The 23,162-nt window shown below is 44.1% G+C and carries 22 protein-coding genes and 1 riboswitch; of the genes, 5 read left to right on the top strand and 17 right to left on the bottom strand.

Annotation, left to right across the window (positions count from 1 at the left end; translation table 11 throughout):
* Nucleotides 1-90: 90 nt before the first annotated feature.
* The 7 genes from MKX35_RS11595 to MKX35_RS11565 form a co-directional block, all read right to left on the bottom strand.
* Complete coding sequence (locus MKX35_RS11595) at nt 91-801, bottom strand: hypothetical protein (RefSeq protein WP_076300838.1); 711 nt, start codon at nt 799-801, stop codon at nt 91-93.
* A 185-nt stretch (nt 802-986) separates the two neighbouring features.
* Nucleotides 987-1,433, bottom strand: coding sequence for a hypothetical protein (locus tag MKX35_RS11590; protein WP_076300837.1), 447 nt, complete (start codon nt 1,431-1,433; stop codon nt 987-989).
* Between the two features lie 222 nt (nt 1,434-1,655).
* The gene (gene ric, locus MKX35_RS11585; RefSeq protein WP_076300836.1) at nt 1,656-2,405 is read right to left on the bottom strand and encodes an iron-sulfur cluster repair di-iron protein; all 750 of its coding nucleotides are present in this window, start codon (nt 2,403-2,405) and stop codon (nt 1,656-1,658) included.
* Between the two features lie 200 nt (nt 2,406-2,605).
* Nucleotides 2,606-3,337, bottom strand: a complete 732-nt coding sequence (locus tag MKX35_RS11580) for a hypothetical protein (RefSeq protein ID WP_076300835.1) — start codon at nt 3,335-3,337, stop codon at nt 2,606-2,608.
* 250 nt (nt 3,338-3,587) lie between these two features.
* The gene (locus MKX35_RS11575; RefSeq protein ID WP_042129916.1) at nt 3,588-3,905 is read right to left on the bottom strand and encodes a winged helix-turn-helix transcriptional regulator; all 318 of its coding nucleotides are present in this window, start codon (nt 3,903-3,905) and stop codon (nt 3,588-3,590) included.
* A 124-nt stretch (nt 3,906-4,029) separates the two neighbouring features.
* Complete coding sequence (locus tag MKX35_RS11570; protein ID WP_076300857.1) at nt 4,030-4,353, bottom strand: hypothetical protein; 324 nt, start codon at nt 4,351-4,353, stop codon at nt 4,030-4,032.
* Between the two features lie 25 nt (nt 4,354-4,378).
* Complete coding sequence (locus MKX35_RS11565) at nt 4,379-5,314, bottom strand: Gfo/Idh/MocA family protein (RefSeq protein WP_076284446.1); 936 nt, start codon at nt 5,312-5,314, stop codon at nt 4,379-4,381.
* A 165-nt stretch (nt 5,315-5,479) separates the two neighbouring features.
* On the opposite strand from MKX35_RS11565, the gene MKX35_RS11560 reads away from it, so the two are divergent.
* Both MKX35_RS11560 and msrA read left to right on the top strand, forming a co-directional pair.
* The gene (locus tag MKX35_RS11560) at nt 5,480-6,100 is read left to right on the top strand and encodes a TVP38/TMEM64 family protein (RefSeq protein ID WP_076284445.1); all 621 of its coding nucleotides are present in this window, start codon (nt 5,480-5,482) and stop codon (nt 6,098-6,100) included.
* 99 nt (nt 6,101-6,199) lie between these two features.
* Nucleotides 6,200-7,186, top strand: a complete 987-nt coding sequence (msrA, locus tag MKX35_RS11555) for a peptide-methionine (S)-S-oxide reductase MsrA (protein WP_076284444.1) — start codon at nt 6,200-6,202, stop codon at nt 7,184-7,186.
* 173 nt (nt 7,187-7,359) lie between these two features.
* Here msrA and MKX35_RS11550 read toward each other — a convergent pair whose 3' ends face one another.
* Nucleotides 7,360-8,490 (bottom strand): DUF4349 domain-containing protein, encoded by a 1,131-nt coding sequence (locus MKX35_RS11550; protein ID WP_076284443.1) that lies wholly within the window; start codon nt 8,488-8,490, stop codon nt 7,360-7,362.
* A gap of 650 nt (nt 8,491-9,140) precedes the next feature.
* On the opposite strand from MKX35_RS11550, the gene MKX35_RS11545 reads away from it, so the two are divergent.
* A complete protein-coding gene (locus MKX35_RS11545; protein WP_076120659.1) occupies nt 9,141-9,293 on the top strand; it encodes a DUF1540 domain-containing protein in 153 nt (50 codons plus the stop codon).
* Between the two features lie 138 nt (nt 9,294-9,431).
* Here the strand turns inward: MKX35_RS11545 and metE are convergent, their stop codons facing one another.
* From metE to MKX35_RS11510, 7 genes are all read right to left on the bottom strand, one after another.
* The gene (metE, locus tag MKX35_RS11540) at nt 9,432-11,753 is read right to left on the bottom strand and encodes a 5-methyltetrahydropteroyltriglutamate--homocysteine S-methyltransferase (protein ID WP_076284442.1); all 2,322 of its coding nucleotides are present in this window, start codon (nt 11,751-11,753) and stop codon (nt 9,432-9,434) included.
* Between the two features lie 133 nt (nt 11,754-11,886).
* Nucleotides 11,887-12,092, bottom strand: a riboswitch (cobalamin riboswitch).
* 160 nt (nt 12,093-12,252) lie between these two features.
* The gene (locus MKX35_RS11535; protein WP_042190575.1) at nt 12,253-13,113 is read right to left on the bottom strand and encodes an undecaprenyl-diphosphate phosphatase; all 861 of its coding nucleotides are present in this window, start codon (nt 13,111-13,113) and stop codon (nt 12,253-12,255) included.
* A 49-nt stretch (nt 13,114-13,162) separates the two neighbouring features.
* Nucleotides 13,163-13,786, bottom strand: coding sequence for a DedA family protein (locus tag MKX35_RS11530; RefSeq protein WP_076300834.1), 624 nt, complete (start codon nt 13,784-13,786; stop codon nt 13,163-13,165).
* 17 nt (nt 13,787-13,803) lie between these two features.
* The gene (locus MKX35_RS11525; RefSeq protein WP_076300833.1) at nt 13,804-15,753 is read right to left on the bottom strand and encodes an ABC transporter permease; all 1,950 of its coding nucleotides are present in this window, start codon (nt 15,751-15,753) and stop codon (nt 13,804-13,806) included.
* On the bottom strand, nt 15,728-16,498 hold the full coding sequence (locus MKX35_RS11520) for an ABC transporter ATP-binding protein (RefSeq protein ID WP_076300832.1): 771 nt from the start codon (nt 16,496-16,498) through the stop codon (nt 15,728-15,730). The genes MKX35_RS11525 and MKX35_RS11520 overlap by 26 nt, the downstream gene beginning before the upstream one ends.
* Before the next feature lie 85 nt (nt 16,499-16,583).
* A complete protein-coding gene (locus MKX35_RS11515; protein ID WP_042190583.1) occupies nt 16,584-17,582 on the bottom strand; it encodes a sensor histidine kinase in 999 nt (332 codons plus the stop codon).
* On the bottom strand, nt 17,579-18,280 hold the full coding sequence (locus MKX35_RS11510) for a response regulator transcription factor (RefSeq protein ID WP_042190586.1): 702 nt from the start codon (nt 18,278-18,280) through the stop codon (nt 17,579-17,581). The genes MKX35_RS11515 and MKX35_RS11510 overlap by 4 nt, the downstream gene beginning before the upstream one ends.
* Before the next feature lie 572 nt (nt 18,281-18,852).
* Here MKX35_RS11510 and MKX35_RS11505 point away from each other — a divergent pair.
* Entirely contained in the window at nt 18,853-19,242 is a 390-nt protein-coding gene (locus tag MKX35_RS11505) for a hypothetical protein (protein WP_143759579.1), read from the top strand.
* Between the two features lie 194 nt (nt 19,243-19,436).
* On the opposite strand, the gene MKX35_RS11500 is transcribed toward MKX35_RS11505, so the two are convergent.
* Nucleotides 19,437-20,231, bottom strand: a complete 795-nt coding sequence (locus MKX35_RS11500) for a TIGR00266 family protein (protein WP_042190589.1) — start codon at nt 20,229-20,231, stop codon at nt 19,437-19,439.
* 481 nt (nt 20,232-20,712) lie between these two features.
* On the opposite strand from MKX35_RS11500, the gene trhO reads away from it, so the two are divergent.
* A complete protein-coding gene (gene trhO / locus MKX35_RS11495; protein ID WP_076300830.1) occupies nt 20,713-21,609 on the top strand; it encodes an oxygen-dependent tRNA uridine(34) hydroxylase TrhO in 897 nt (298 codons plus the stop codon).
* Nucleotides 21,610-22,341: 732 nt separating this feature from the next.
* Here the strand turns inward: trhO and MKX35_RS11490 are convergent.
* A complete protein-coding gene (locus MKX35_RS11490; RefSeq protein ID WP_076300790.1) occupies nt 22,342-23,013 on the bottom strand; it encodes a YitT family protein in 672 nt (223 codons plus the stop codon).
* Nucleotides 23,014-23,162: the final 149 nt, after the last annotated feature.

Below are 23,162 nucleotides of genomic sequence, written 5' to 3'. Positions count from 1 at the left end.
ACTCTGAGAATTTTTAGCTATATTTTGCACATAAAATAAGCCCGATCAACGATTCTGAACAACCGTTGATCGGGCTTATTGTACGATTTTTTAGCGTAAAGTCAATAAAATCTCCAATTCATCTTGAGCCCTGAGTTTCATATCCATTCCATCATCGAGTAGTTGTTTTCCGTTCACCTTCAGCTTCCATTCTTCATTACTAAGAGGAGTATAATCTTCGACGGAAAGCACCTTTTTATTGTCATCGGCCAACTGTACGCTACTACAGCTTTTAAGCAAATCTCTTACAGTTAAATCCTCTTTAAATAACATAATATACGTATGATGCAAGTCTACTTCAACACTTCCACCGTTCAAGGTCAGCCTTACAGTTTGAAGTGGTGCTTGATGGTCCTTCGACTTCGCGGTGAAGACTAGCTGTGAATCATACCCTACAGTATTATTCCAATCCGCATTCCCAATGATTTGACCGCCCATCTGAAGCTCCCAAACCATTCCCGCCTCTAGCGAAAAATCCTTTACCGAAACAATGCTTGAGTTATCCTCAGCAAATGTGGCAACATTACTACCTTTCAGTAGCTCCATGATCGATATTCCATTTCTATAACTCCCACTAAGTAACCTATCTGATGGTTTAGTAAGCAGTTCATTATCTCCAACCCTTATTGATATTGTCGGTCCCTCTGATCGTGCCACACCATTATTAGCATTACTATTGCCGTCATTGTTAGTAGAGCATCCACCTATTATGAATACAATGACTAATCCTAACATCAATTTCCACAAAGATCGCATGGGCATCCTGGCACCGCCTTGTCCCGCCTAATGACCATATAGCGTCTCAGGCTTGTAAAGTTATGTATACTGTCTTTTTAAGGATAACTTAAACAAGCCATGTTCTCAAATAAGTAATAACAAGCTTACTTCTCAGTATCTTTAATTATCTCCCCAATGATATTAAAAATTGGCAAAAACTTTTTAAAAAGCTAACCTCTATTCCCCTCTTTTTGCTCATTCGGCGCTATCTCGCATATTCTAGGGGATTTATCCCCCTCTTTCTGCCCATTTGGCGTCATTTCACATATTCTGGGGGATTTATCCCCCTCTTTCTGCTCATTCGGCGTCATTTCGCATATTCTAGGGGATTTATCCCCTTCTTTTTGCTCATTCAGCGTCATTTCACATATTCTAGGGGATTTATCCCCCTCTTTTTGCTCGTTCGGTGTCATTTCACATATTCTGGGGGATTTATCCCCTTCTTTTTGCTCATTCGGTGTCATTTCGCATATTCTGGGGGATTTATCCCCCTCTTTTTGCTCATTTGGCGTCATTTCATATATTCTGGGGGATTTATCCCCCTCTTTTTGCTCGTTCGGCGTCATTTCGCATATTCTGGGGGATTTATCCCCTTCTTTTTGCTCATATGGCGTCATTTCACATTTTCTGGGGGATTTATTCCCCTCTTTCTGCTCACTCGGCGCTATCTCGTAGTCCGCTTTTAAGCAATCCTTCCGCCATCCATCAATCGATCTTACCCATATTTTTCACGATCATTTCTTCTACCTTTTTCAACGGAGTTATCCACATTTCTTTACATTCTATAATTTCCTATAAAAAAAAGCCCCCTAAGGGACTCTTTAGAACTCTATTCGTCTTCACTGATACCTAGGGAACAATATATTATTCTCCAAATGTACATGTTCAAAAGTCATACTCTCCAGCTCTTCCAGCCGGGCATATGTCAATCGATAGGTTGTGCAAGCATGCGCTGGTGGAGTGAAGTCATCTGTAATACTACGCATTTTTCTCAAAATGTCGCCCGCACCATCATGCTCACTCTCCAGCTCAGATAATGACTCGCGGAGCGATGACAGACCTTCTTCACTAGGATTAGCATCATATATCAACAGCTTAGGAAACTCATCTTCTTCTTCTTTAGCCGTATGCGTAAGCAATTCTTCCTTAAGTGTGTTGAACAAGGAATGTAACTCCACCAAATGGGGAGAATCCCCACCATGCACTCGATACACCTTAGTTACATTTTGGCTAATGAGAGGTAGCTCTTCACGAAGATAGCGGTGATGTTTGTTTATGATATGGTCAATTAACTCATCTGAAGGTGCGGTATTCCAAGCGATCTCCTCTTCGGGTACTGGATACTCTTCGAACATCTTGTTAAGATCACTGATAATTATCTCTTGATCCAGACCACGCTCAGCAGCTGCTTCAGCAAGAGGTTTAGCTCCACCGCAACAGAAATCAATCCGTTTTGCTTTGAAATAATCTGCCGCTTTAGGGAACTGTAATACAATATCCCTCACTAGTGCATCTGGGGTAAACCCAGCCTGTACCGATTGTGCTTGCTTCGAATCCGAAATACTATCATTAAGTTGTTTAGTTTCCATTATAGCTCCTCCTTGGGTTATGGGATTAGGTTCTGAATAAATCTTATCCACTTCTTCACCTTAACCCTGAAAGGAACTTTGACTTGTGATTGTACGCACGGAAATTGTATCTTATTTTTGAACGAAATTGGAGATGGATGTACATGCAAAGTAAACGCAAAAAAGCACCTTTTCCTACAAAGGTGCTTTTTCAACTCACTTTATTGCACATAAGCCTGCATATACGTCCGCTGTCCCTTTGAATCCTTCAAATAAGGTCCTAATCCGGCAAAACGGGAGTGATCCATATAAACACCGGTCATCCATCTGCCTTCCGTCAAGCCACCATTCCATTTAAGGACAAGATCAGGTGCGGAAATCCATTCCTGAAAGACTCGTATATTCTGATCTTTGTATTCTTTACATGGCTTAGACCGCTCAATAAGGTGGAATTCATTAAGATAAGTTGGAACGAAATAAGAGGATATCGTATGCAAATCATCATCGTCAAAAAAAGGCTCGTCGCCTAAAAAGGGTTTGAATAATACGGTATTCTCGTACATGGACCAAATTAAGGCTTGAAGCACCATACTCTGGCGAATGCCGTTATGAAACTTATATTGTCGCCCATGATTCGCCGCATTTACATCCTGTGGAGGTTCCGTGGACTCCAGACAGTGCCGTTCACAACCAATACACTTCCAGCCGGTCGGACTTTGAATCCATTTTTGAAAAATAGTCCCACTATCATTGTTTCCTTTGTAGAGTGAAGAGATAATGCTGTAAGGCACGCCAATCCACGCATCCCATAAGGAATCAGGAAGATGGCTATGCAGCATGAACAACGTCTTGTCATAGATGAGCTGTACTTTGATAGAAGCATTCTCTAGCTCAGCAACATCCTTTTTTCCATACGTTATTTCCCGGGAAAACAGGGTCGTCTTCGTCTTCATCTCCCTCGCCTCCTAATAGTTTTGCTATGCCTGTACTCCAGCTGAGTAGATTTGAGCAAAAACCAATACGCGAGCGTTTCCATTCAAGGATCATACAATGTTTTTCTATTATATTACAATTATTTTTAAACTGTGCAAGTTTTTTTCAAGCATAAAGGATTGGAACAATACTGTCACTGTCTAATATTTAGAAATTGAAAAGCCCCTTTTCCACCATTCCGGAAAAAGGGCCACAACATCACTGTGAATTTTAGTCTACCCAGCTCTCAGCCCAAGACTGAATCTGCTGCATAACAGGCTGCAATGCACGGCCTTTGTCTGTTAATTCGTACTCAATACGTACGGGTGTTTCTGGGTATACATGCCTAACCAGGATACCCTCACCTTCCAAATCCTTCATCCGCTCGGACAGCATCTTATCGCTCATTGAAGGAATGAGGCCGGAGATATCTTTAAAACGCTTCGGTCCACTCATCAATGTCTGAATAATAAGTCCATTCCAACGTTTGCCTAAGAAAGAGAAGGCTGTTTCAAATCTGGGACACATCGCAAATTGATGTTCTTCCATTGTTCTCACCTCTCACTAGCGAAACTTACTATTAGTTAGTATATATAATATTAACACATTTTAACCATGATGAACATCGTTTACCGAAAAAAGTTCATCTGACTCTATTATTATATCCCCAATGTCAATCCCCCAGAGGTCCTTTAGATCCCCTTTGAGCAATCGCTTCAGTTACGATTTGTGCCAAGTCATCATTTCCAAAAAGCGAAAGTACACCCAAAACGGTGTCATCAGAAATGTCCCCCGCTTCCTCTGCGGAAACCGTGAGGGCAAGTGCCTGACGCAAGGCTTCATTCCCTTCCTGCTGCGGATAAGCCTGCAAGTATAGAGCATGTGGATCGAGTCCATTATTTACACACCACTGAGCGAATACAAGAATCATCATCTCTTCTTCGCGCTTATAGCTTTCGATGATCTGTTCCTCCACTAATTTACGGTTATCCTCCATATATTCTTCTCCTTTCTCAGAGACCTCATTCAGCAAGCTGTGCCGCCAGCATATGACTAGGCAGTACCGCTGAAGCAGCAATGCTGCATAGCTCCGGTGTATTTATGTTGCTAAGAAAATTATTCACCACTCCACTAAAACCTCTTCTATCGAGTACAGTATCCCAGCTTCCAAAGCCTTGAATATGCGGTAAGGTATCTTTTTCAAAAAGAATGGCTTTTTCTAGATCCACTACTTCCACCGATCTGCCATTTCCGTGCAGCTCAAGCTTCTCCAAATCCACACCAGCTTCACGAACCATACTGTACATCCCAACTGCACTATCTTTCCAGCCTAGCATTCCAGATGCCTGCAGCAGACGACCTTCACCACTAGAGTGAAGATGACTACGAAGCAGTTCATACTGATCTCCACACAACCACAACAGCAAATCAAGCATATGGATAAGATCATCATGCACGGTTTCGCGGCTGGTGCTTGTCTGTAGCTTCGTTCGATGTTTAATCGCACTGCAATGGCTAATTCCGCCAACTTCTTCAAGCCATTGCTTGGCGGTGACATACATTGGGGCAAAACGGCGATTAAAGCCCACTCCTAGCAAAAGCCCCTTATCTTGTGCTAGCTCTGCCATCCTTCTGGACTCTTCTAGATCATAGGAAAGTGGTTTATCTACATATACCGAAATCCCACGTTCGAGACATTTTGTTACTATATCATAATGAGTAGTTGTTGGGCTATGTACAAATACTGCATCCAGATCCCAAGATAACAGCTCTTCCAGATTAGTCGTCCCTTTAGGAAAACGGTAGGTATGAACGGCCTGCTCCACCGTTGTCGGTGAATGACTGAGAACACCAACTACCTCGGCATAATCATGCTGAGAGAGCAGTGGTAAATATACTTTGCGGGCTATATTGCCGATTCCTATTATGGCGACTCTTTTACGTTCAGGTACAATCACTGATCCATCCCCCTCTTAACACTTCAATATATCGTTCTTTTCTCTTTGTTCTCTACAAATGCTATTATACCTGCTTCTCATTCTCTGACAATTGATCTTTGCTTCAATATTTACTTCATATCCCGTATGATGAGATGAATGAGTGGAAGAAGGGGCATATTATCTATGAAAAAATGGTTCTCGATTGTTCTTTATGTTTCGGGTACAATCCTTGCGTTTATCTACAGATATGACATCCTAAGCTGGATGAAAGAGGATCATAATCTTTTCAGTTCTATAGGGATTGCAACTTTACTGGCCCTGTTTCCAGTTGTCCCTTATAAAGCTGTCATCGGATTCTTCGGTTATGCATACGGAGGTTTAGTGGGAGCCTTGATTTGCTGGCTAGCTACTAATTTGGCTGCCGCAATCCTTTTTGGTGTTGTGAAGTACTTGTTTCAAAGCCAAGCGAGAGCTTATTTAGCCTCCATTCCCGCACTCGAAAAGTTCACAGTAGGCATTGAGCGGCGACCTTTCGCTTCGATTGTCCTAGCACGACTCATGCCAATCATTCCCCAAACAGCGGTTAACATCTACGCTGGAGCTGCCGGTTTACCTTTTTGGAGCTATATTGCAGCTTCCGGCATAGGAAAAATACCGGGAATTGCATTATACGCTTTCCTTGGGGATCATCTGTTTCAGGACCCTGTAAGTGCGGTTATTGCCATCATCGCCTATGCCGCTGTGCTAATTATCGCTGGACTGAGCTTGCGTCCGCGCTCTCAAGAAGCGAAGAACAGCCGATAGCGAAAGAACTTATCGGTTACAAACTGGCAGGCAGTTAGTATTTGCTTTATAATTAAATTGTGATCTATTTAATTGCATTATGTGAATGGAGGGATATCAATGAGTGAACATCAGACTAACCATATAAATACCAAGACGGAAAAAGCAACCTTTGCAGGTGGATGCTTCTGGTGCATGGTCTCGCCGTTCGAAGAATTGCCAGGTATCATTAGTGTCGTCTCTGGCTATACCGGCGGTCATACAGTGAACCCAACCTATGAAGAGGTTTGTTCTGAAACGACAGGACATGTTGAAGCTGTACAAATTACGTTCAACCCAGATATTTTCCCTTATAGCAAGTTAATTGAGCTGTTCTGGCAGCAAATTGACCCTACCGACGCAGGTGGACAATTCCATGATCGCGGGACTTCTTACGGAACAGCAATCTTTACCCATTCGGAGGAACAAAAAGAACAAGCAGAAGCTTCCAAGGCAGCTCTGCAAGCAAGCGGTCGATTCTCTAGTCCGATTGTAACCCCGATTCTCCCGGCAACCACCTTCTATCCTGCCGAAGAATATCATCAAGGCTACCATCATAAGAATCCAGGCCACTACAAACGTTATCGTAAAGGTTCTGGCCGAGAGGATTTTATCGAAACCCACTGGACACATAAAGAGGACAAACAAAGTTTGAAAGAACGTTTAACCCCTCTTCAATATGAAGTCACTCAGAACAGTGCAACAGAATCTCCTTTCCGGAATGATTTTTGGGATCACCATGGAGATGGTATTTATGTAGACATCGTATCTGGCGAACCGTTATTCAGCTCGCAGGATAAATACGATTCCGGTTGCGGCTGGCCAAGCTTTACTCGTCCCATCCGGGACTACGCTGTGAAAGAAAAGACGGATCTCAGTCATTTGATGGTCCGCACTGAAGTGCGCAGCAAAGTAGCGGATTCCCATCTAGGCCATGTCTTTGACGATGGTCCCGGAGAAAACGGTTTACGCTACTGCATAAATTCGGCGGCGCTACGATTTGTACCGAAAGAGGATTTGGAGAAGGAAGGATACGGGGAGTATCGTATACTCTTCCAGCCTGCCTAAACATCAATCCTCAGCACATAAAAAAAACGGTTGTCGTCCTTTTAGGATGACAACCGTTTTTTTCTCTTAAAATATAAGAAAGTATAATTTTCACGTTATACATTATTCATATATTTCTCGCTTAAACGCTTACCATCTTTATGAAGACGCCGAAAGCGTTTATGCTTGCAGGGCTATTCTTTCTTTGAGTCCTCTGTTTCCTTATTAGACTTCGAATTATCCTCTGAAACTGCCTCCTTAGGCTCTGTTGCCGCAGGGATGATTTGCTCTCTGTTCAGCTCCTTATTTCGCTGACGAATTCTCTCGGTCTGCTGCTCCCGACGCTCGCGGATATTTTTACGGGAAACTAATACAATAGCTAAAATAATGGCAGCCCCGATAAGTATCGGTAACGCTCCTGCAAGGATAACGACAATCCACTGAAACATCACAGATAGTGCATTTAAGCTTCCATTTAGAGCATCTGAAGCACGTTCCAGTAACGGCCCTTGCTCCTTCTTCTCCTTGACAGCAATACTTTCATCCGTCTGATACACTCTCAATTCTACTGTAGAGAAGGATACATTCTGATTGATATAACGCATTCTACCTTTAATCTGCTCAATACTTTCTTGAATCGAACCAAGCTCGTTCGCGAAGGCGACCAGATCAGTGGATTTCGTCGCTTTTTTCATAAACTCTGTATATTGTGCTTCCATTAGCTGCTTTGCCTTCAAACGTGACTCCAGATCAACATACTCTTCTGAGACATCCTGACCTTGAATGCTGCGCTGTAGAGATTCGTGTTTTACTTGTTCTAATTTATTCAGAAAAGGTGAGAATCCGGAGGCAGGCACCTTAAGGATAAACGTTCCACCTTGCTCGTACTGCGACATATTTTCATTAAACTCAATAATATATCCATTGGCCATGGTTACTAAATTACGTATTTCAGTCTGTGCTTTTCCATAGTCTTCTACTTCCATATTAAGATTCGCTTTATAGATCAGCTTCTTGTTCAAGCCCGCTACTACATCACTACCAGTAAATCCTGCACTTGCTTGAACTGTATTTTCTGATGTGGAGCCCTTTACAGCCAAGTTCTCGCTGCCAGTTGCTTCTGACTCAGGAGCTGCCGAAGTGCTTTGATTCGCTGTTGAGGCCATCGAGCTCTGCGATTGTACCTCTACTGCTGCGTCGTTACTCGTACTACCATTTTCTTTTGCCGAACTATCTGCCGCTGAATTCCTATCCGATGAGCCACAACCCGCCAAGACTACCGCAAGAATTAATAAACATAAGTAATGCAGACCCCATTTACGCATTCTCATTCCTCCAAAAATGTAATAGATACCGCTTGCACGGATCATAATATCGTTACGGAATGTCTTGTTCTAAGCAGATCTCTTCCGTCACTCTTTACTAAGACGTTCCAAAACTTGGAAGGTTGCACTGAAAAATGGAATTATGAACAGTTTCTTTTGAATTATGCTCTCTAAATAAAAAAAGAGTCGCATTTCTGCAACTCTTTTAGTTTAAGCTATTATTTTTCGAGCAAAAATCAACCTGGGTTAGAAGTGCTTTGTTTAATGGCATAAAACCGCTTAATAAGCTTGCCACTGTTTGTTTTGCGGTTACACTAAAGCTTGTATTCGCAATATAGCCTTGAGATACTGAAAAGCTAATGTTTAACAACGAATTTACAGAAGCACTGTTGTATACAGGCTGAGAGATTCTTCTAGTCAAACCACTTCTAGTGACATATGGGACACCATAACCATTCGAATAACTCATTTGCTTACACGCACTTTATTTGGTACAATTACCACGTCTAAACACGTAAAAAAATACCAAAAAACCCTCTATTCATAATGAATGAGGGCAGAACACGGTTCTGTTCGGACAAGCTCCACCTTGTTGAACAGAGAAGTTTTTTAATAATGCTGTCTATTACTAAAAGGGGAGGTGAACCCTCATGGCAAAAGACGTAATTTGCGAAGTTAACTCCTGCACCCACTGGGCAGAAGAGAACAAATGCAGTGCTGATTCTATCTTTGTAGCTTTCCACAGCTCCCAAGAACCTACACGTGCAGAAGAAACAGATTGCAAGACTTTCGAAAGCAAATAAGGTGATGATTTGAAGGGACCCTCCACGGTTCCTTCTTTTCTTTTCTCATTCTATCAAGAATGAGAATTATTATCAAGTGGCTGAAATAAAAAGCCAGGGAGAAATTCCCCGGCTATGATTTATTGTATACTTCTTATGTTATTTGGAAGCACTAACTCCTGCATTTTCTCTTGCAATAGCGGCAGCCTTTACCATGTTACGAAGTGCATCTTCTGTCTCCTGCCAGCCACGTGTCTTAAGACCGCAATCCGGATTAATCCAGAACTGTTCAGGATCAAGCACCCGCAGCGCACGATCAATATTAGCTGTCATCTCTTCTACTGCAGGAACCCGTGGACTATGGATATCATATACACCAAGACCAATTCCTTTATCATACTCCTGCTCCTCAAAGCTAACGATCAGTTCCCCATGGCTACGTGAAGTCTCAATAGAGATAACATCCGCATCCATCGCTGAAATGGAGTCTATCATGTCATTAAATTCGCTATAGCACATGTGGGTATGAATTTGTGTCGTAGCCTTCACATGATTCGTCGCGATACGGAACGACTTCACCGCCCAATTCAAGTATGCCTCATGATCTTCCGCCTTCAAAGGAAGTCCTTCACGGATAGCCGGTTCATCTACTTGAATCATCTCTATGCCTGCATCCTCCAAAGCTTTAACTTCATGACGGAGCGCTAAGGCAATTTGATTCGCTACTGCTTCCCGACTAAGATCATCACGTACGAAAGACCAATTGAGAATCGTAACAGGACCAGTCAACATACCTTTAACAGGAAGGGAAGTTAACGACTGAGCATAGACGCTTTCTTTTACAGTCATAGGCTGGATAAAAGCTATATCCGCATAAATAACTGGTGGCTTAACGCAGCGTGATCCGTAGGATTGAACCCAGCCATTACTAGTAAATAAGTAACCATCCAACTTCTCCCCGAAAAACTCCACCATATCGGTTCTTTCGAACTCACCGTGCACGAGTACATCCAGACCCAGCTTTTCTTGGAAAGTGATTGCATCTGCAATCTGCTCACGAACGAACCCGTCGTAACGCTCTTGATTCCATACGCCTTTACGCCATTTCAACCTTGCCTGGCGCACTTCTACGGTCTGTGGAAAGCTTCCGATTGTTGTCGTTGGCAGAAGTGGCAGCTGCCACTTCTCCTGCTGCACCTTCAGGCGCTCAGCAAAAGGTAGGCTACGTTGGTCTGGTAAATCTGCAAGTCCGAGAACTTGCTCGGCCACATCCTTACGACCGCGTTCAGGAAGTGCACGGAAGGCAGTAAGGGCTTCGCGACTGGCTGTCAACGCAGCAGCAGCTTCTGCTGTACCCTCTAAGGCTGCAGCAAGCAGGCCAAGCTCTCTAAGCTTCTCATCAGCAAAAGCTAAAGCAGCCTTGACGGTGGCCTTCAGCTTCACCTCACCCTGAACAGTAACCGGAACATGCAGCAAACTGCAAGAAGGCTGTAGAATAAGACGATCAAGCGGTACATGTACACTCAGCTTCTCGATCAGCTGCAGCTTAGCATCCAGATCCGAGCGCCAGATGTTGCGTCCGTCAATAATACCCGCTCCCAGCCACTTATCCTCAGGCCAGCCAAGACGTTCAATCGATGCCAGGTTCGTCCCGCCATCATGGACAAAATCAAGACCTAAACCTTGTACCGGAAGCTTGAACAGTGCCTCCAGCGGTTCAGCAGCTTCAAAGTAAGTCTGCAGAATAATATTTAATCCAGGCACGGATTCAGCAATTTCTGTGTAAATCGAGTTAAGTAATGATAATTCTGATTCATTTATTCCTGTAACAATCGCTGGCTCATCAATTTGTACCCAGCTTACTCCTTCTTGCTTCAGTTCCTGCAACAGCTGAACGTAAACCGGAAGAAACCGAGCAGCAATCTTCGCAATATCCGCAGATGCAAAACCTTTTGACAACTTAAGGAATGTATAAAGGCCTAAAACCACAGGTTTACCCTCAATTCCCGCTTGGGACTTGGCAAAACGATAAGCTGCCAGTGGTTTATTCTCGGTCAGACGCGGCGTTTGTGCACCGATCTCTGGAACGATGTAATGATAGTTCGTATTGAACCATTTAGTCATCTCGCAAGCGGTAGCCTCAGCATTTCCTCTAGCCATCGCAAAATAAAGATCAAGCCCAATGTCGCCACCATCATACGCATAACGTGGAGGTACGATCCCGAACATTACAGCTGTATCTAGCACATGATCGTAGAACGTAAAATCATTTACCGGAATTAAATCAATTCCTGCCTCCTGCTGAGTCTTCAAATGCTGAAGCTGAATTCCTGTCATTTCAGTACGGAACGCTTCCTCATTTATTTTTCCCGCCCAGAAGGCTTCCAACGTTTTCTTCCACTCGCGGTTTTTTCCGATTCTTGGATAGCCAAGATTGCTTACTTTTACTTTGTTCGTCACTTTGCAGCTCCCCTTCTCCATCTTCTTATTTTGGACTCGATATCACTTGCATTCCTTTAAAAAAGAGCGCCCTTCCCTAAAAAAGTCAAAGGGAAAGACGCCCATAATATACCTATGGTTAACGTCTAACACCTTCCTATCCTCCGTAGGTGAAGCAGTGCTGTTGAAACAGGCAGGTCTCCTGGCTAGCGGTGTCAGCATCCTTAGCAGTCTTCCCAGCAGTAGTAAATTGCCAGTGACATATGTTGCTATGGACTCTTCCGTTACAGTGGCGGGACCGCATCGGCTTCAAACCGAATTTCCCTATTAAGCCTACCGAATTACTAATTTCCGGCAAGCACCTGTCTCCGATATTGTCAAGCTAAAACGCCTTCAGCGTCCTTTTAAGGACGGTAAGCGTTTATGCGAGAATTATAAGGATAAAGTGAGTGTCTTAAATCTGATGTCATCATACGTGAAAGCCCCCGTCATCTGCAATAGATTACGGGGGCTTTTGTTATATCGATTCCTTATAACGGATTTAGAAAAACACGAAATATACTACTGCAGCAAGTACTATGCGATATATAGCAAATGGTAAAAGCTTAATCCGGTTGATCAATTTCAAGAAGAAACGCATCGATAATAGTGCAAATACAAAGGCACTGATAAAGCCTGCAATGAAGAACGGCAGGGCATCGATGGTGAAATATTGCCAGTTCTTCATCAGTGAGAGTAAACTGGCGCCTGCCATGATTGGAACAGCCATAATAAACGTGAAATCAGCAGCAGCGCGATGACTCATACCCAGAAGAACACCACCAGAAATCGTCGACCCGGAACGAGAAAATCCCGGCCACAAGGAGAAGCACTGGACCAGACCAACACCTAGCGCCTGCTTATATGTAATCTGATCGACACTCTCCGTTTGAATCTTCTTTGGTCCGAATAGATCCGCAATAATCATTAATACAGCACCGACTACTAGACCGATTAACACGGTGGATGTAGAGAATAAATGCTCGTCAATATAATCATTAAACAGAACCCCCAGCACGCCTGCTGGCACTAAACCTACAAGCACCTGTGTAAGCTTCAGGTGGCCGCCTTTTTCAAGCTGTGGTTGTTGCTCGGTTACAGGATCCAACTGCTTGCGGCTGAAGCGCTTTAAGCCCAGCAATTCAATGAACCTATTTCTAAAAATAACTACAACTGCTAATATTGACCCCAGCTGTATAACCACTTTGAACGTATTGGCCGTATATTGCCCAAATAACTCTGTCGATTTTAACCACATATCATCAACAATAATCATATGACCTGTGGAGGATACCGGAGCAAATTCAGTCAATCCTTCAACAATTCCCAAAATAATAGCTTTAATAATCGTTAATAGCTCCATTTGTTCTCCTCCTTTTAATCATAACTTTTATCTATATGTCCTTCTCGGCTCAACCTTCGGTGTTCATTTTCCGGCTGCGCTTGCGGAAGAACAAATACCCAAGGATCACTACTCCACCTGCAAGAAGCACGTACACTACGTTGGAGTACATATCCATATACATGGCGATGTCTTCCCAGGACTCACCCAATGCCGCACCAATAAGCACCAGCAATAGATTCCATCCCAGCGTACCAATCGTTGTGAAGATCATAAACACTCCAAATTTCATGCCCGACATCCCTGCAGGGATCGAAATCAAACTACGCACTAGTGGAACCATCCGACAAAATAATACGGTCCAATAGCCATATTTGTCAAACCAAGCGTCAGCCTTGTGGATGTCCTTTTTGCTAATCCGGAGTAGGCCGCCCCAGCGTTCAACGATCTTTTCCAAGCGATTTACATCCAACAAACGACCGATATAATAGAGAATTACTGCACCCAGCAGTGAGCCAAGCGTAGCAGCAATAATTACACCAGGAATGGTCAAATTCGTTGTGGTTGTCATGAATCCGCCAAAAGGAAGGATCACTTCGGAAGGAATCGGTGGAAATATATTTTCAAAAGCGAGCATCAGGAAAATACCAAAGTAACCAAACTGCTCCATAAAATCTGTAATCCATACTTGCATTTCGTAACCCCCATTATTCAGATCAAGTTCTTCTTCAAGTTGCGTAAATAACGGCTGCGAATAAAAAAGAAGTAAAGTCCCTGGACAGCCAAATATCCCAATAAAACCGCCCCGGTCTCCACAGCAATAGATAAGTAAAACAACCGCTGAAGCGCAATAAAGGCAAACACACTATGCAAAATAGCTACCCCAACCGGAACAAAAAACAACAACGACAATTGTATCGTTACAATTCGGTTTAGCTCTTGATCTGTAAGTCCCATTTTGGACAATGTAGAATATTGATGACGATCATGATCTAGATCTGTATACAGCCGGAAGTAAAGGAAGCTGCCTGCTGCAATGAAAAAGACAGTACCCACCAGTAAAGAAGCGAATAGCATCGTGTTGTACAATGTTCTTTGTATTTCAAACAGCGTGCCGCTAACAACAATCGCGTATGGCGAGTTATTTTCATAGGATCGTTTCCCTTTATGAGCAAGATCCGCAGCTATACCTACCGTTCGCGGGAAGTCATCCATGTAAAATCCTGTATACAAATCGGTCTGTACGGGATGAATAGCCTTGTAAAGCTCATCGCTAATCACAACACCACTGAAATCTCCCCCATCCCTTCCATCCAGCTCCGGCAATAGATATTCAGCAATCGGAACATGCTGGGTATAACCCATTTCTCGAATGGAAAGACCTTGCTTCAAGGTATATACCGGCTTTACTCTACCCGCTTGCAGACTCCGGTCTCGTTGCGAACCGATCATCACCAGTCCTTCATCTCTACTTAGAGGCTGCTCATCCGTCGTAAACCCTGCACGAAGCAGAGCAAGCTTATAATCACTGTAAGCAATCAAGGGAAGCCTTAACGTGCGATCTGGCCCGGTCTGAGATTCCACCTCTGCGTATTTAATCGGAATACTAAGTGTCTCATAGGGTAAACCGAGCGTTGTAAGCTCTTCCTTAATTTCGTCCAAATGCTGATCAAAAGGATCCTGCAATTGATTGCCTTTGGCTACATAACCAACTGCTGCGGGATAGTCCAATTTCAACTCTCTGGAAAGCGTATGGATCGATGCGAATACTCCCACTGAAGTAAAAGATACTGCGGATACAATCGTCACCATAAAAAACATTCGGGCATTCTCTTTCCAGCGGTAAGACAAACCCGATAAAGTAATGATATTCGTGTGGTTCCAATACAGGCGCCGGATCGTCTTAAGTAGTTTAACAGTGTAAATACTGAGCTGAGTATAAAAGAGATAGGTACCCGCAACCGTAATTATAACGACGGGGAACATCACCTTTTCAACCGAAGCCGCTTGTGCTGTAGCTGCCATAAAATAGCCCGTTAACAGCAATAAAGCAGACAGTATAGATAACACCAAGGAAACTTTAGGTTCCTCTTCTGCTTTTCGTTCTCCCTGAAACAGCCGCATCAGTGATTCATTCCCAATAAAGAAGAACGTGCTTAGCGAGATTAGAATAAATAACAGCGCAAAGCTACATATCGTTAGTACAAGCGCCTGCCATGGAAGATGAAACGTTAAAAGAGGTATCCCTAGAAAAGTAGATCCGATCATCAAAAACAACTTACCTAGAATTAACCCAAGTAAAGTACCTGTCAGGATGGCAGAGGTGCCGATCATCATATTTTCCAAAAATACCATCATGTTCAGCTGTCGCTTCGTCATTCCATGCATCAATAAAATCCCAAACTCCATCTTACGTGACTGCAGGAACGATCCGACCGATACAAGAACGAACAAGGAGCAAAACACATAAATAATGGTTTCTGCCGCCATCATTGTATGAGCAGCTGTACTATAAACCAAGCTCTTAGAAATATCCGGATGGTAAATAAACAATGCGCACACAAAAAAGATCATCACTGAAAAAGCACTGACGACAAAATAAGCCGCATATTTACGCTTGTTACGTGTAACATTCCTATAAGCGAATTGCCGAAAGGTCATGGCTAGTTCCCCCAAGCAGAGACAACATATCAATGATACTTTGGAAGAAGGCGCCTCGGCTGCTCCCCCTGTACATTTCACTATAGAAACGTCCGTCTTTAATAAAGATGACTCGGTTACAAAAGCTCGCGGCCACTGCGTCATGTGTGACCATCAGCACGGTTGCCCCTTCTTCCTGATTCACCTCTGTCAGCATATTCATGACTTCACCTGAAGCTTTGGAATCCAGATTCCCTGTAGGCTCATCTGCTAAAATCAATGAAGGACGATGAATCATCGCCCGGGCGATGGCGGTCCGCTGCATCTGTCCACCTGAAATCTCGTATGTCCTTTTTTGCAGCAAATGCTCAATGTCCAGCATACTTGCTACTTCTTTCAATCTGCTCTCCATTTCCGTAACACGGACACCAGCAAGCGTGAGAGGCAGCACAATGTTCTCCTCTACAGTGAGCGTATCCAGCAGATTGAAATGCTGAAAGACGAAACCAAGCTCATGGCGGCGAAAGAGTGCCTTTTCTTTTCTGCTAAGCAGATTGGGATCTCGGCCGTTGATCAGAATCTGACCGGAGGTCGGCTGGTCGATGGTTGCGATCGTGTTGAGCAGTGTTGTTTTTCCACTCCCCGAAGGTCCCATAATGCCAACAAACTCCCCTTTTTCAACAGAAAAACGGATATGATTCAATGCCTGAGTGGACACTTTACCCTCATATATTTTTGATAAATTATGAACATCTAGAATGGGCAAGCGTTACCTCTCCTTCTTTCGACTGGATTGCCTTCATTATACAAAGTGTATACACAGGCTGCCATTTCTCTAACTTACAATGACCTTACATTTTTGTAAGGTAGGACTCCCTAAACACTATCCGCACGGTCGTGCCCTTACCTTCTTCTGAGCAAATGCTCACCTCGTGACCAAGTTTTCCGCAGATCTGTTTCACAAGATATAGACCCATCCCCGTGGATTCTTGAAAGGTTCGTCCATTCACACCTGTAAAATAAGGATCAAACACACGCGGCAGATCACCTGCTGGAATGCCAACCCCTTCATCTCGTATCTCCAGTACTGCTCTCTTTTCTTCTTGTATGTACCCATGGAAATATACATGTTTGCCGACTTCCGTCGTATACCGTATTGCATTCGTAATAATTTGCGTAAGCACAAAACTTAGCCATTTCTCATCTGTGGTTACGGCGATTCGTTCATCTATTTTAATAGTAGGAAATATACGGTTACGTATGAACAGACGCTTCTGCTCTGAGGTCACGCTACGTACGAGGGTTTCCAAATCCAAACGTTCCACGTAAAAATCATGCTCAAAAGTATCTAGCCGAGCCGTATAAAGTACAGTGTCCAGTCCTTTTTTCAGACGATCCAGTTCATCACCTATCGCCGTAAAAGGCGGTCCGTCTTTATCTTGAATCATCAAATGGATGACAGACAATGGCGTCTTCATCCCATGCACCCACTGATTAATAAAGTGAATATGTTCCTCCAGCTTGTGGCGGTAGCTGTGTAAATCATTTTTGTAGAGGCGGAATTGTGACCCTAGTAGTCCTCGTAAACTCACGGCAAGCGGAGAATCCTGTGATGGACCGCCAGCTTCATCTAGAGAGGTGGGTACAGTCTCCAGTCGTTCATAGAACGTACGATTGCTGATATACCGATAAGCGAGGTAGCCAAGCAGCAGACAAGTGCTGAGAAGAGCAGCGTACAGACTAACACTCACCCCACTGCCCCCATCCAGCCGATATACTAGTGTGATCAAGATGAGCTGTGCTAGATAGACAACAATTAAAGGGATCTGCTCCCTTAAAAATAGCTTCAATCCTCATCCCCCCAATTCGGAATCAAGCGGTAGCCTTGACCTCGAACGGTTTGTAGACCGTCCGTAATCTCAAGAGCGGCAAGCTTTTTACGTACACGGGTGACATAGACATTAAGCGTATTCTCATCCACAAAGGCTTGATCATCCCAGATTTTTTCGAGCAGTCTGTCGCGGGTAACGATAGTTCCCGACTTTTGCATCAGCTCATCTAGTATCTTGGCTTCCGTGTGACTTAAATCCACTTTGGCTTCTCCTCGGGTAAGGACTAGTCGCTCCACATCCAGTGCCATTCCGGCAACGGTTAGGGTACGCTCATTGTTGCTTCCCGCATAGGTACCGTAGGCGCGTCGCAGCTGGCTTTTAATTTTGGCCATCGCAATTTCGTAATCAAAGGGCTTCGTAATATAATCGTCGGCTCCGTTCTCCAACGCCATCACCTGATCCATTTTGCCATCGCGGGCAGATATAAAAAGGATAGGGCAGGTGGAAATCCCACGAATCTGGCGGCACCAATAATACCCATCGTATTTTGGCAAATTAACATCTAAAAGAACCAAGTGCGGAGCGAACATCTCAAACTGAGTGCGAACACGCTCGAAATCATTCACAGCCTGTGTTTCATATCCAAACTTATGTAAATAATCCTGCAGCAGAGCCACCAGTCCACGGTCATCTTCTATAATAAATATTTTGAACATATCATGCCTCCGGTCACAGCTTTAACATTATAGTACGTGTTCAAAAAGTACGGTTTTCAGCACCGAGAAGATTGGACGAAAGTAGAAACTGAGGAGCGGAGCGTAGTGGAAGCTACGTGAGCACCGGAAGTTTCGCCTGAATTCAATATTCGATGTCGAATAATCTTCTTGGAATACTTCGTGATCAAAAGCGGACTTTTTGAACAACCTCTTATAAGGGCTTTGCCAAATAATATATACATCGCGGACAGGGTTAGTCAAATTGTTAGGAAGATTGTGTGATAGATCATCAGCGTAAAGCTAGGCAGGTCGCCAAGCGTAACGTGAGGCAGGTATTTGATGGTTATGAATTAAACTATCCCAAGCCCAACCTCTAAAAAAAGACCCGTGAATGAGCATAATCATTCACGGGTCTCACTATATAGTTAGTTGCAGATACAGTAGCGGTGGACATCACAGAGTCGATAATTCAAACGTCGAATGGTGATATCACATCGAACATAAGTAACCAATGTCTTGCTGAAGCAATTAGAACTGGATGCGGCCATTTCTAAGGGATTTACACCGTTCTTTTGGCTGGATTCGCTCGATCCGGCCCATTCTACGGGATTTATACCGTTCATTTGGCCGGATCCGCTCAATCCGGCCCATTCTACGGGATTTATACCGTTCATTTGGCTGGATCTGCTCAATCCGGCCCATTCTACGGGATTTATACCGTTCTTTTGGCTGGATTCGCTCAATCCGGCCCATTCTACGGGATTTATACCGTTCTTTTGGCTGGATTCGCTCAATCCGGCCATTTCTACGGGATTTATACCGTTCTTTTGGCTGGATCCGCTCAATCCAGCCCATTCTACGGGATTTATACCGTTCTTTTGGCTGGATTCGCTCAATCCAGCCCATTCTACGGGATTTATACCGTTCTTTTGGCTGGATTCGCTCAATCCGTGCAAATCTAGGGCATTTTTGCCCCTCTTTCGCTCAACTTGGGCCAATTCCCACAAATCTAGGGTGTTTTTGCCCCTCTTTCGCGCTATTCGGGCCAACACGCACAAGACAAGGGTATTTCTGTCCTTGTCTCCCCCTAATAAGCCACTCGCTAAAACCGCTTATTCTGTGCCTCGAATGTTCTACCCATCAACCTCGCCCAAGCCTATCTGCCATCCAGCAGATTGCCGAGTCCCCCAAGTACGCTGCCTTCTTCTTTGCGTCCGCTGTTACCAGCTGCGGACAGAATGCGGTCAGCCATACGGCTGAACGGCAGTGACTGCACCCACACCTTGCCGGGTCCGCGCAGCGTGGCGAAGAACAGGCCCTCGCCGCCGAATAGGGCGGTTTTGACACCTTTTACAAATTCAATATTATAATCCACGGAAGACGTCATAGCGACAAGACAACCTGTGTCCAACTTGAGCGTCTCTCCCGGCTGCAGTGTGCGTTCCATAACGTAGCCGCCAGAGTGTACGAATGCAAGACCGTCGCCCTCCAGCTTTTGCATAATAAAGCCTTCTCCACCAAAAAATCCGGTGCCCAGCTTGCGCTGAAATTCAATACCGATCGAGACTCCCTTCGCCGCGCAGAGGAATGAATCCTTTTGACAGATCACTTTTCCAGCATATTGCTGAAGATCGAGCGGGATGATTTTTCCTGGATATGGGGCAGCAAAGGTGACACTTTTTCGTCCATAAGAACCGCTGTGTGTGAATACGGTCATGAACAAGCTTTCCCCTGTCAACAGACGCTTGCCCGCACCCATCAGCTTACCCATCAGTCCGCTTCCGCGCGTCCCCCCACTACCATCACCAAAGATCGTCTCCATCGTAATTTCCTGATCCATCATCATGAAGCTTCCAGCTTCGGCAATTACACTCTCTCCGGGGTCAAGTTGCACCTCCACACACTGAATTTCCTCGCCCATAATGACATAATCAATCTCGTGAGCACTCATCCCGCAGTTCCTCCTTATTATTAAAGTCACCATGTGACTCTTCGAATGAAAATTAATACGCGCGTTGTGATTCACGGTTTCGCCAATCATAACTATCCATGTTATTCGCCTATTCCCAGCAAAAAAAGTCAACCAAAATTCTGGCTGACCTTAATCGTAGTATCCCCGAAAAATGCAGTTTATACCAGTCGCCACAACGACTACATCCAACAGGATGAACACAGTACCTACTTTGACTCCTACATCCACTGATCAGCAGCGGCAAAATATCGTCTCATCCACTCGCTCCGCCACTTCGCAGACTTCCCCCATAGGTATGATGATTCAGACATATTCATTGCGCTGTTTTTCTTACTAATATCCAAGTTTTAACCATTACCGATTCAAGAGTATCTTTTTCAAGTCTTGATAATATGTTACAATACTTTTTATACTTAAACGTTTATTTAGTAGTCTAATTCTAATGATAAAGGTGAAAAGAATGAAACCACAATCGGAATATGCAATTCTGCTATACTATAAATTTGTAAAAGTGCCGGATGCAGAACAATTCGCTCAGGAGCATTTGGCTTACTGCAAAGAGCTTGACGTAAAGGGACGAATTCTCATCTCAGATGAGGGCATTAACGGGACACTGTCCGGTACGATTGCCCAAACCGAGCAATACATGAAGGATTTGCGCGCAAATCCGCTGTTTAGCGATATCGTCTTCAAGATCGATGAGGCTGATGGTCATGCCTTCAAAAAAATCTTCGTTCGTTATAAAAAGGAACTCGTGACGTTCCGGGTCGAGGATGAACTGGACCCTAACGTGATCACCGGAGAGCATCTGGCGCCTAAAGATTTCTATGAAATGATGCAGCGCGATGATGTGGTAATTCTGGATGGTCGTACCGGCTACGAATTCGATCTTGGTCATTTCCGCGGTTCCATCCGCCCTGAAGTAGACAGCTTCAAAGAATTCCCGGACTGGATTCGCGAGAATATGAGCGAGCTAAAAGATAAACCAATCCTAACCTACTGTACAGGCGGAATCCGCTGCGAGAAATTAAGCGGGTTTATGATGAAGGAAGGCTTCCAGCAGGTGTACCAGCTGGATGGCGGCATTGTGACTTATGGTAAAGACCCTGAGGTACAGGGCCAACTGTTTGATGGAAAATGTTATGTCTTCGATGAGCGGATCTCCGTACAGATTAATCATACCGACGAGGATATCATTGTTGGTCGTTGCCATCACTGCGGTCAGCCAGCTGACCAATTCATCAACTGCGCCAACGATGCTTGCCACCTTCAGCATATTTGCTGTGAGGACTGTGAAGCACAGCACAGTGGTCATTGCTCGGACGAATGCGAAGCTATCACGAATGCCGTGGGCTAAATAAAGATGGTGCACAGGATTATCACTGTGCGCCATCTTGTTTTATAGAGAAACACAAGAAAAACGCCTGACGTCGTCCTTGAGGTAGAGTTACAAGCTGAGTACATCCGTAATTCCATACTCGTATCCATATACACTTTCGTAGTGAGGTTCCGCTTACGGACCGAATGGCTTTATTTCGATGAAATGAGCACATATATTAGGGACGGACCGTATTGCACTTATTCCCTAATAACAAGCCCCTTCCCGGGTGATCTGGGGCGAATAACAGCGCTGGCTCATTTACGTTACCGGCGGCACATTGTATTCGGTTTTTCGCATACATTTGGCTCGTTTACGTTACCGGCGGCACATTGTATTCGGTTTTTCGCATACATTTGGCTTGTTTACGTTACCGGCGGCACATTGTATTCGATTTTTCGCATACATTGGCTCATTTACGTTACTGGCGGCACATTTTTATTCGGTTTTTCGCATACATTTGTCCGTAGGCTCGACTAAAACATGCATTTCGGAGGATATAAGGTCCGCTCGGTTTTTAGAATCTGACGGATGACTCCTCGTTTATTTCATGTCTCCTGCTTCTTCACGTTCACCCCTCCTTCCTTTTTCTTCGGAGTTATCCACATTTTTTTGTATTGTATAATTTCCTAAACAAAAAAAGTCAACCAGAAATTCTGGCTGACCTTAAATATAGTATATCCCCGAAATAAGCTGTTTATACAGTCTTATTCATATTACCGTACCATCATGTGGCTTACGCAGCGTAGACTGAATCTTTGGCGTCTTCACTAACTTTGGTTTACCTAAAGAGGTTGTAAAGGTGATCACATAACCAGCTACAACTACCGCCATCACCGTATACATCGTTTCTCTAACAGGCATATAAAAGAGTGATAATGCCAGAACGACTACGTCCAACATGATGAATACTGTACCTACTTTAATTCCCTTCCATTCACTGATCAGCAGCGACAAAATATCGTCTCCACCACTTGCGCCGCCGCTTCGCAGAATAATTCCCGCGCCTAAACCTGTCAGTACGCCAGACAAAAGAGCTGCTAATGCCAAGTTGCTCTGCAAGTTGATGACCAAACCGGAATAACGTTCCATGAGTCCGTAAAAGATTGTAAAAGCTCCTACAGAAACAAAGGTGTTGCACACGAACGCTTTCCCTTTGAACATCCATGCAATCAAGAGTACTGGAACGTCTAGAAGCAGAGTTGAAATTGAAGGTGAAATTCCTAATACATATTTGCCGAGTAGCGATAATCCTACGAATCCGCCCTCAGACAAATGGTTCTGAAAATTGATGTGATAATAAGCAAATGCAAGCAAAAATGTTCCAAACAAAATGACTGTCAACCGGAGCAGTACATTCACTCCGTAATTGTGGTTCCTCATACAGGTCTCCCCTTATCGTATATGGCGGCTAAACGTCCCACCAACCTCTACGACGGGTAAAACCGGAGGTATTGCTCCTTCGCATATATATACTCCTTCCCCTCGCAGAGGCGGTTCGTCGAGTAACAACGGTTCACGCACCTTCTACA

Origin of the sequence: Paenibacillus sp. FSL R5-0923 (assembly GCF_038009145.1) — a bacterium.
Taxonomy (GTDB): domain Bacteria; phylum Bacillota; class Bacilli; order Paenibacillales; family Paenibacillaceae; genus Paenibacillus_AQ.
Note: the sequence above shows the minus strand (reverse complement) of the source record. Positions and strands in the feature narration are given on the sequence as shown.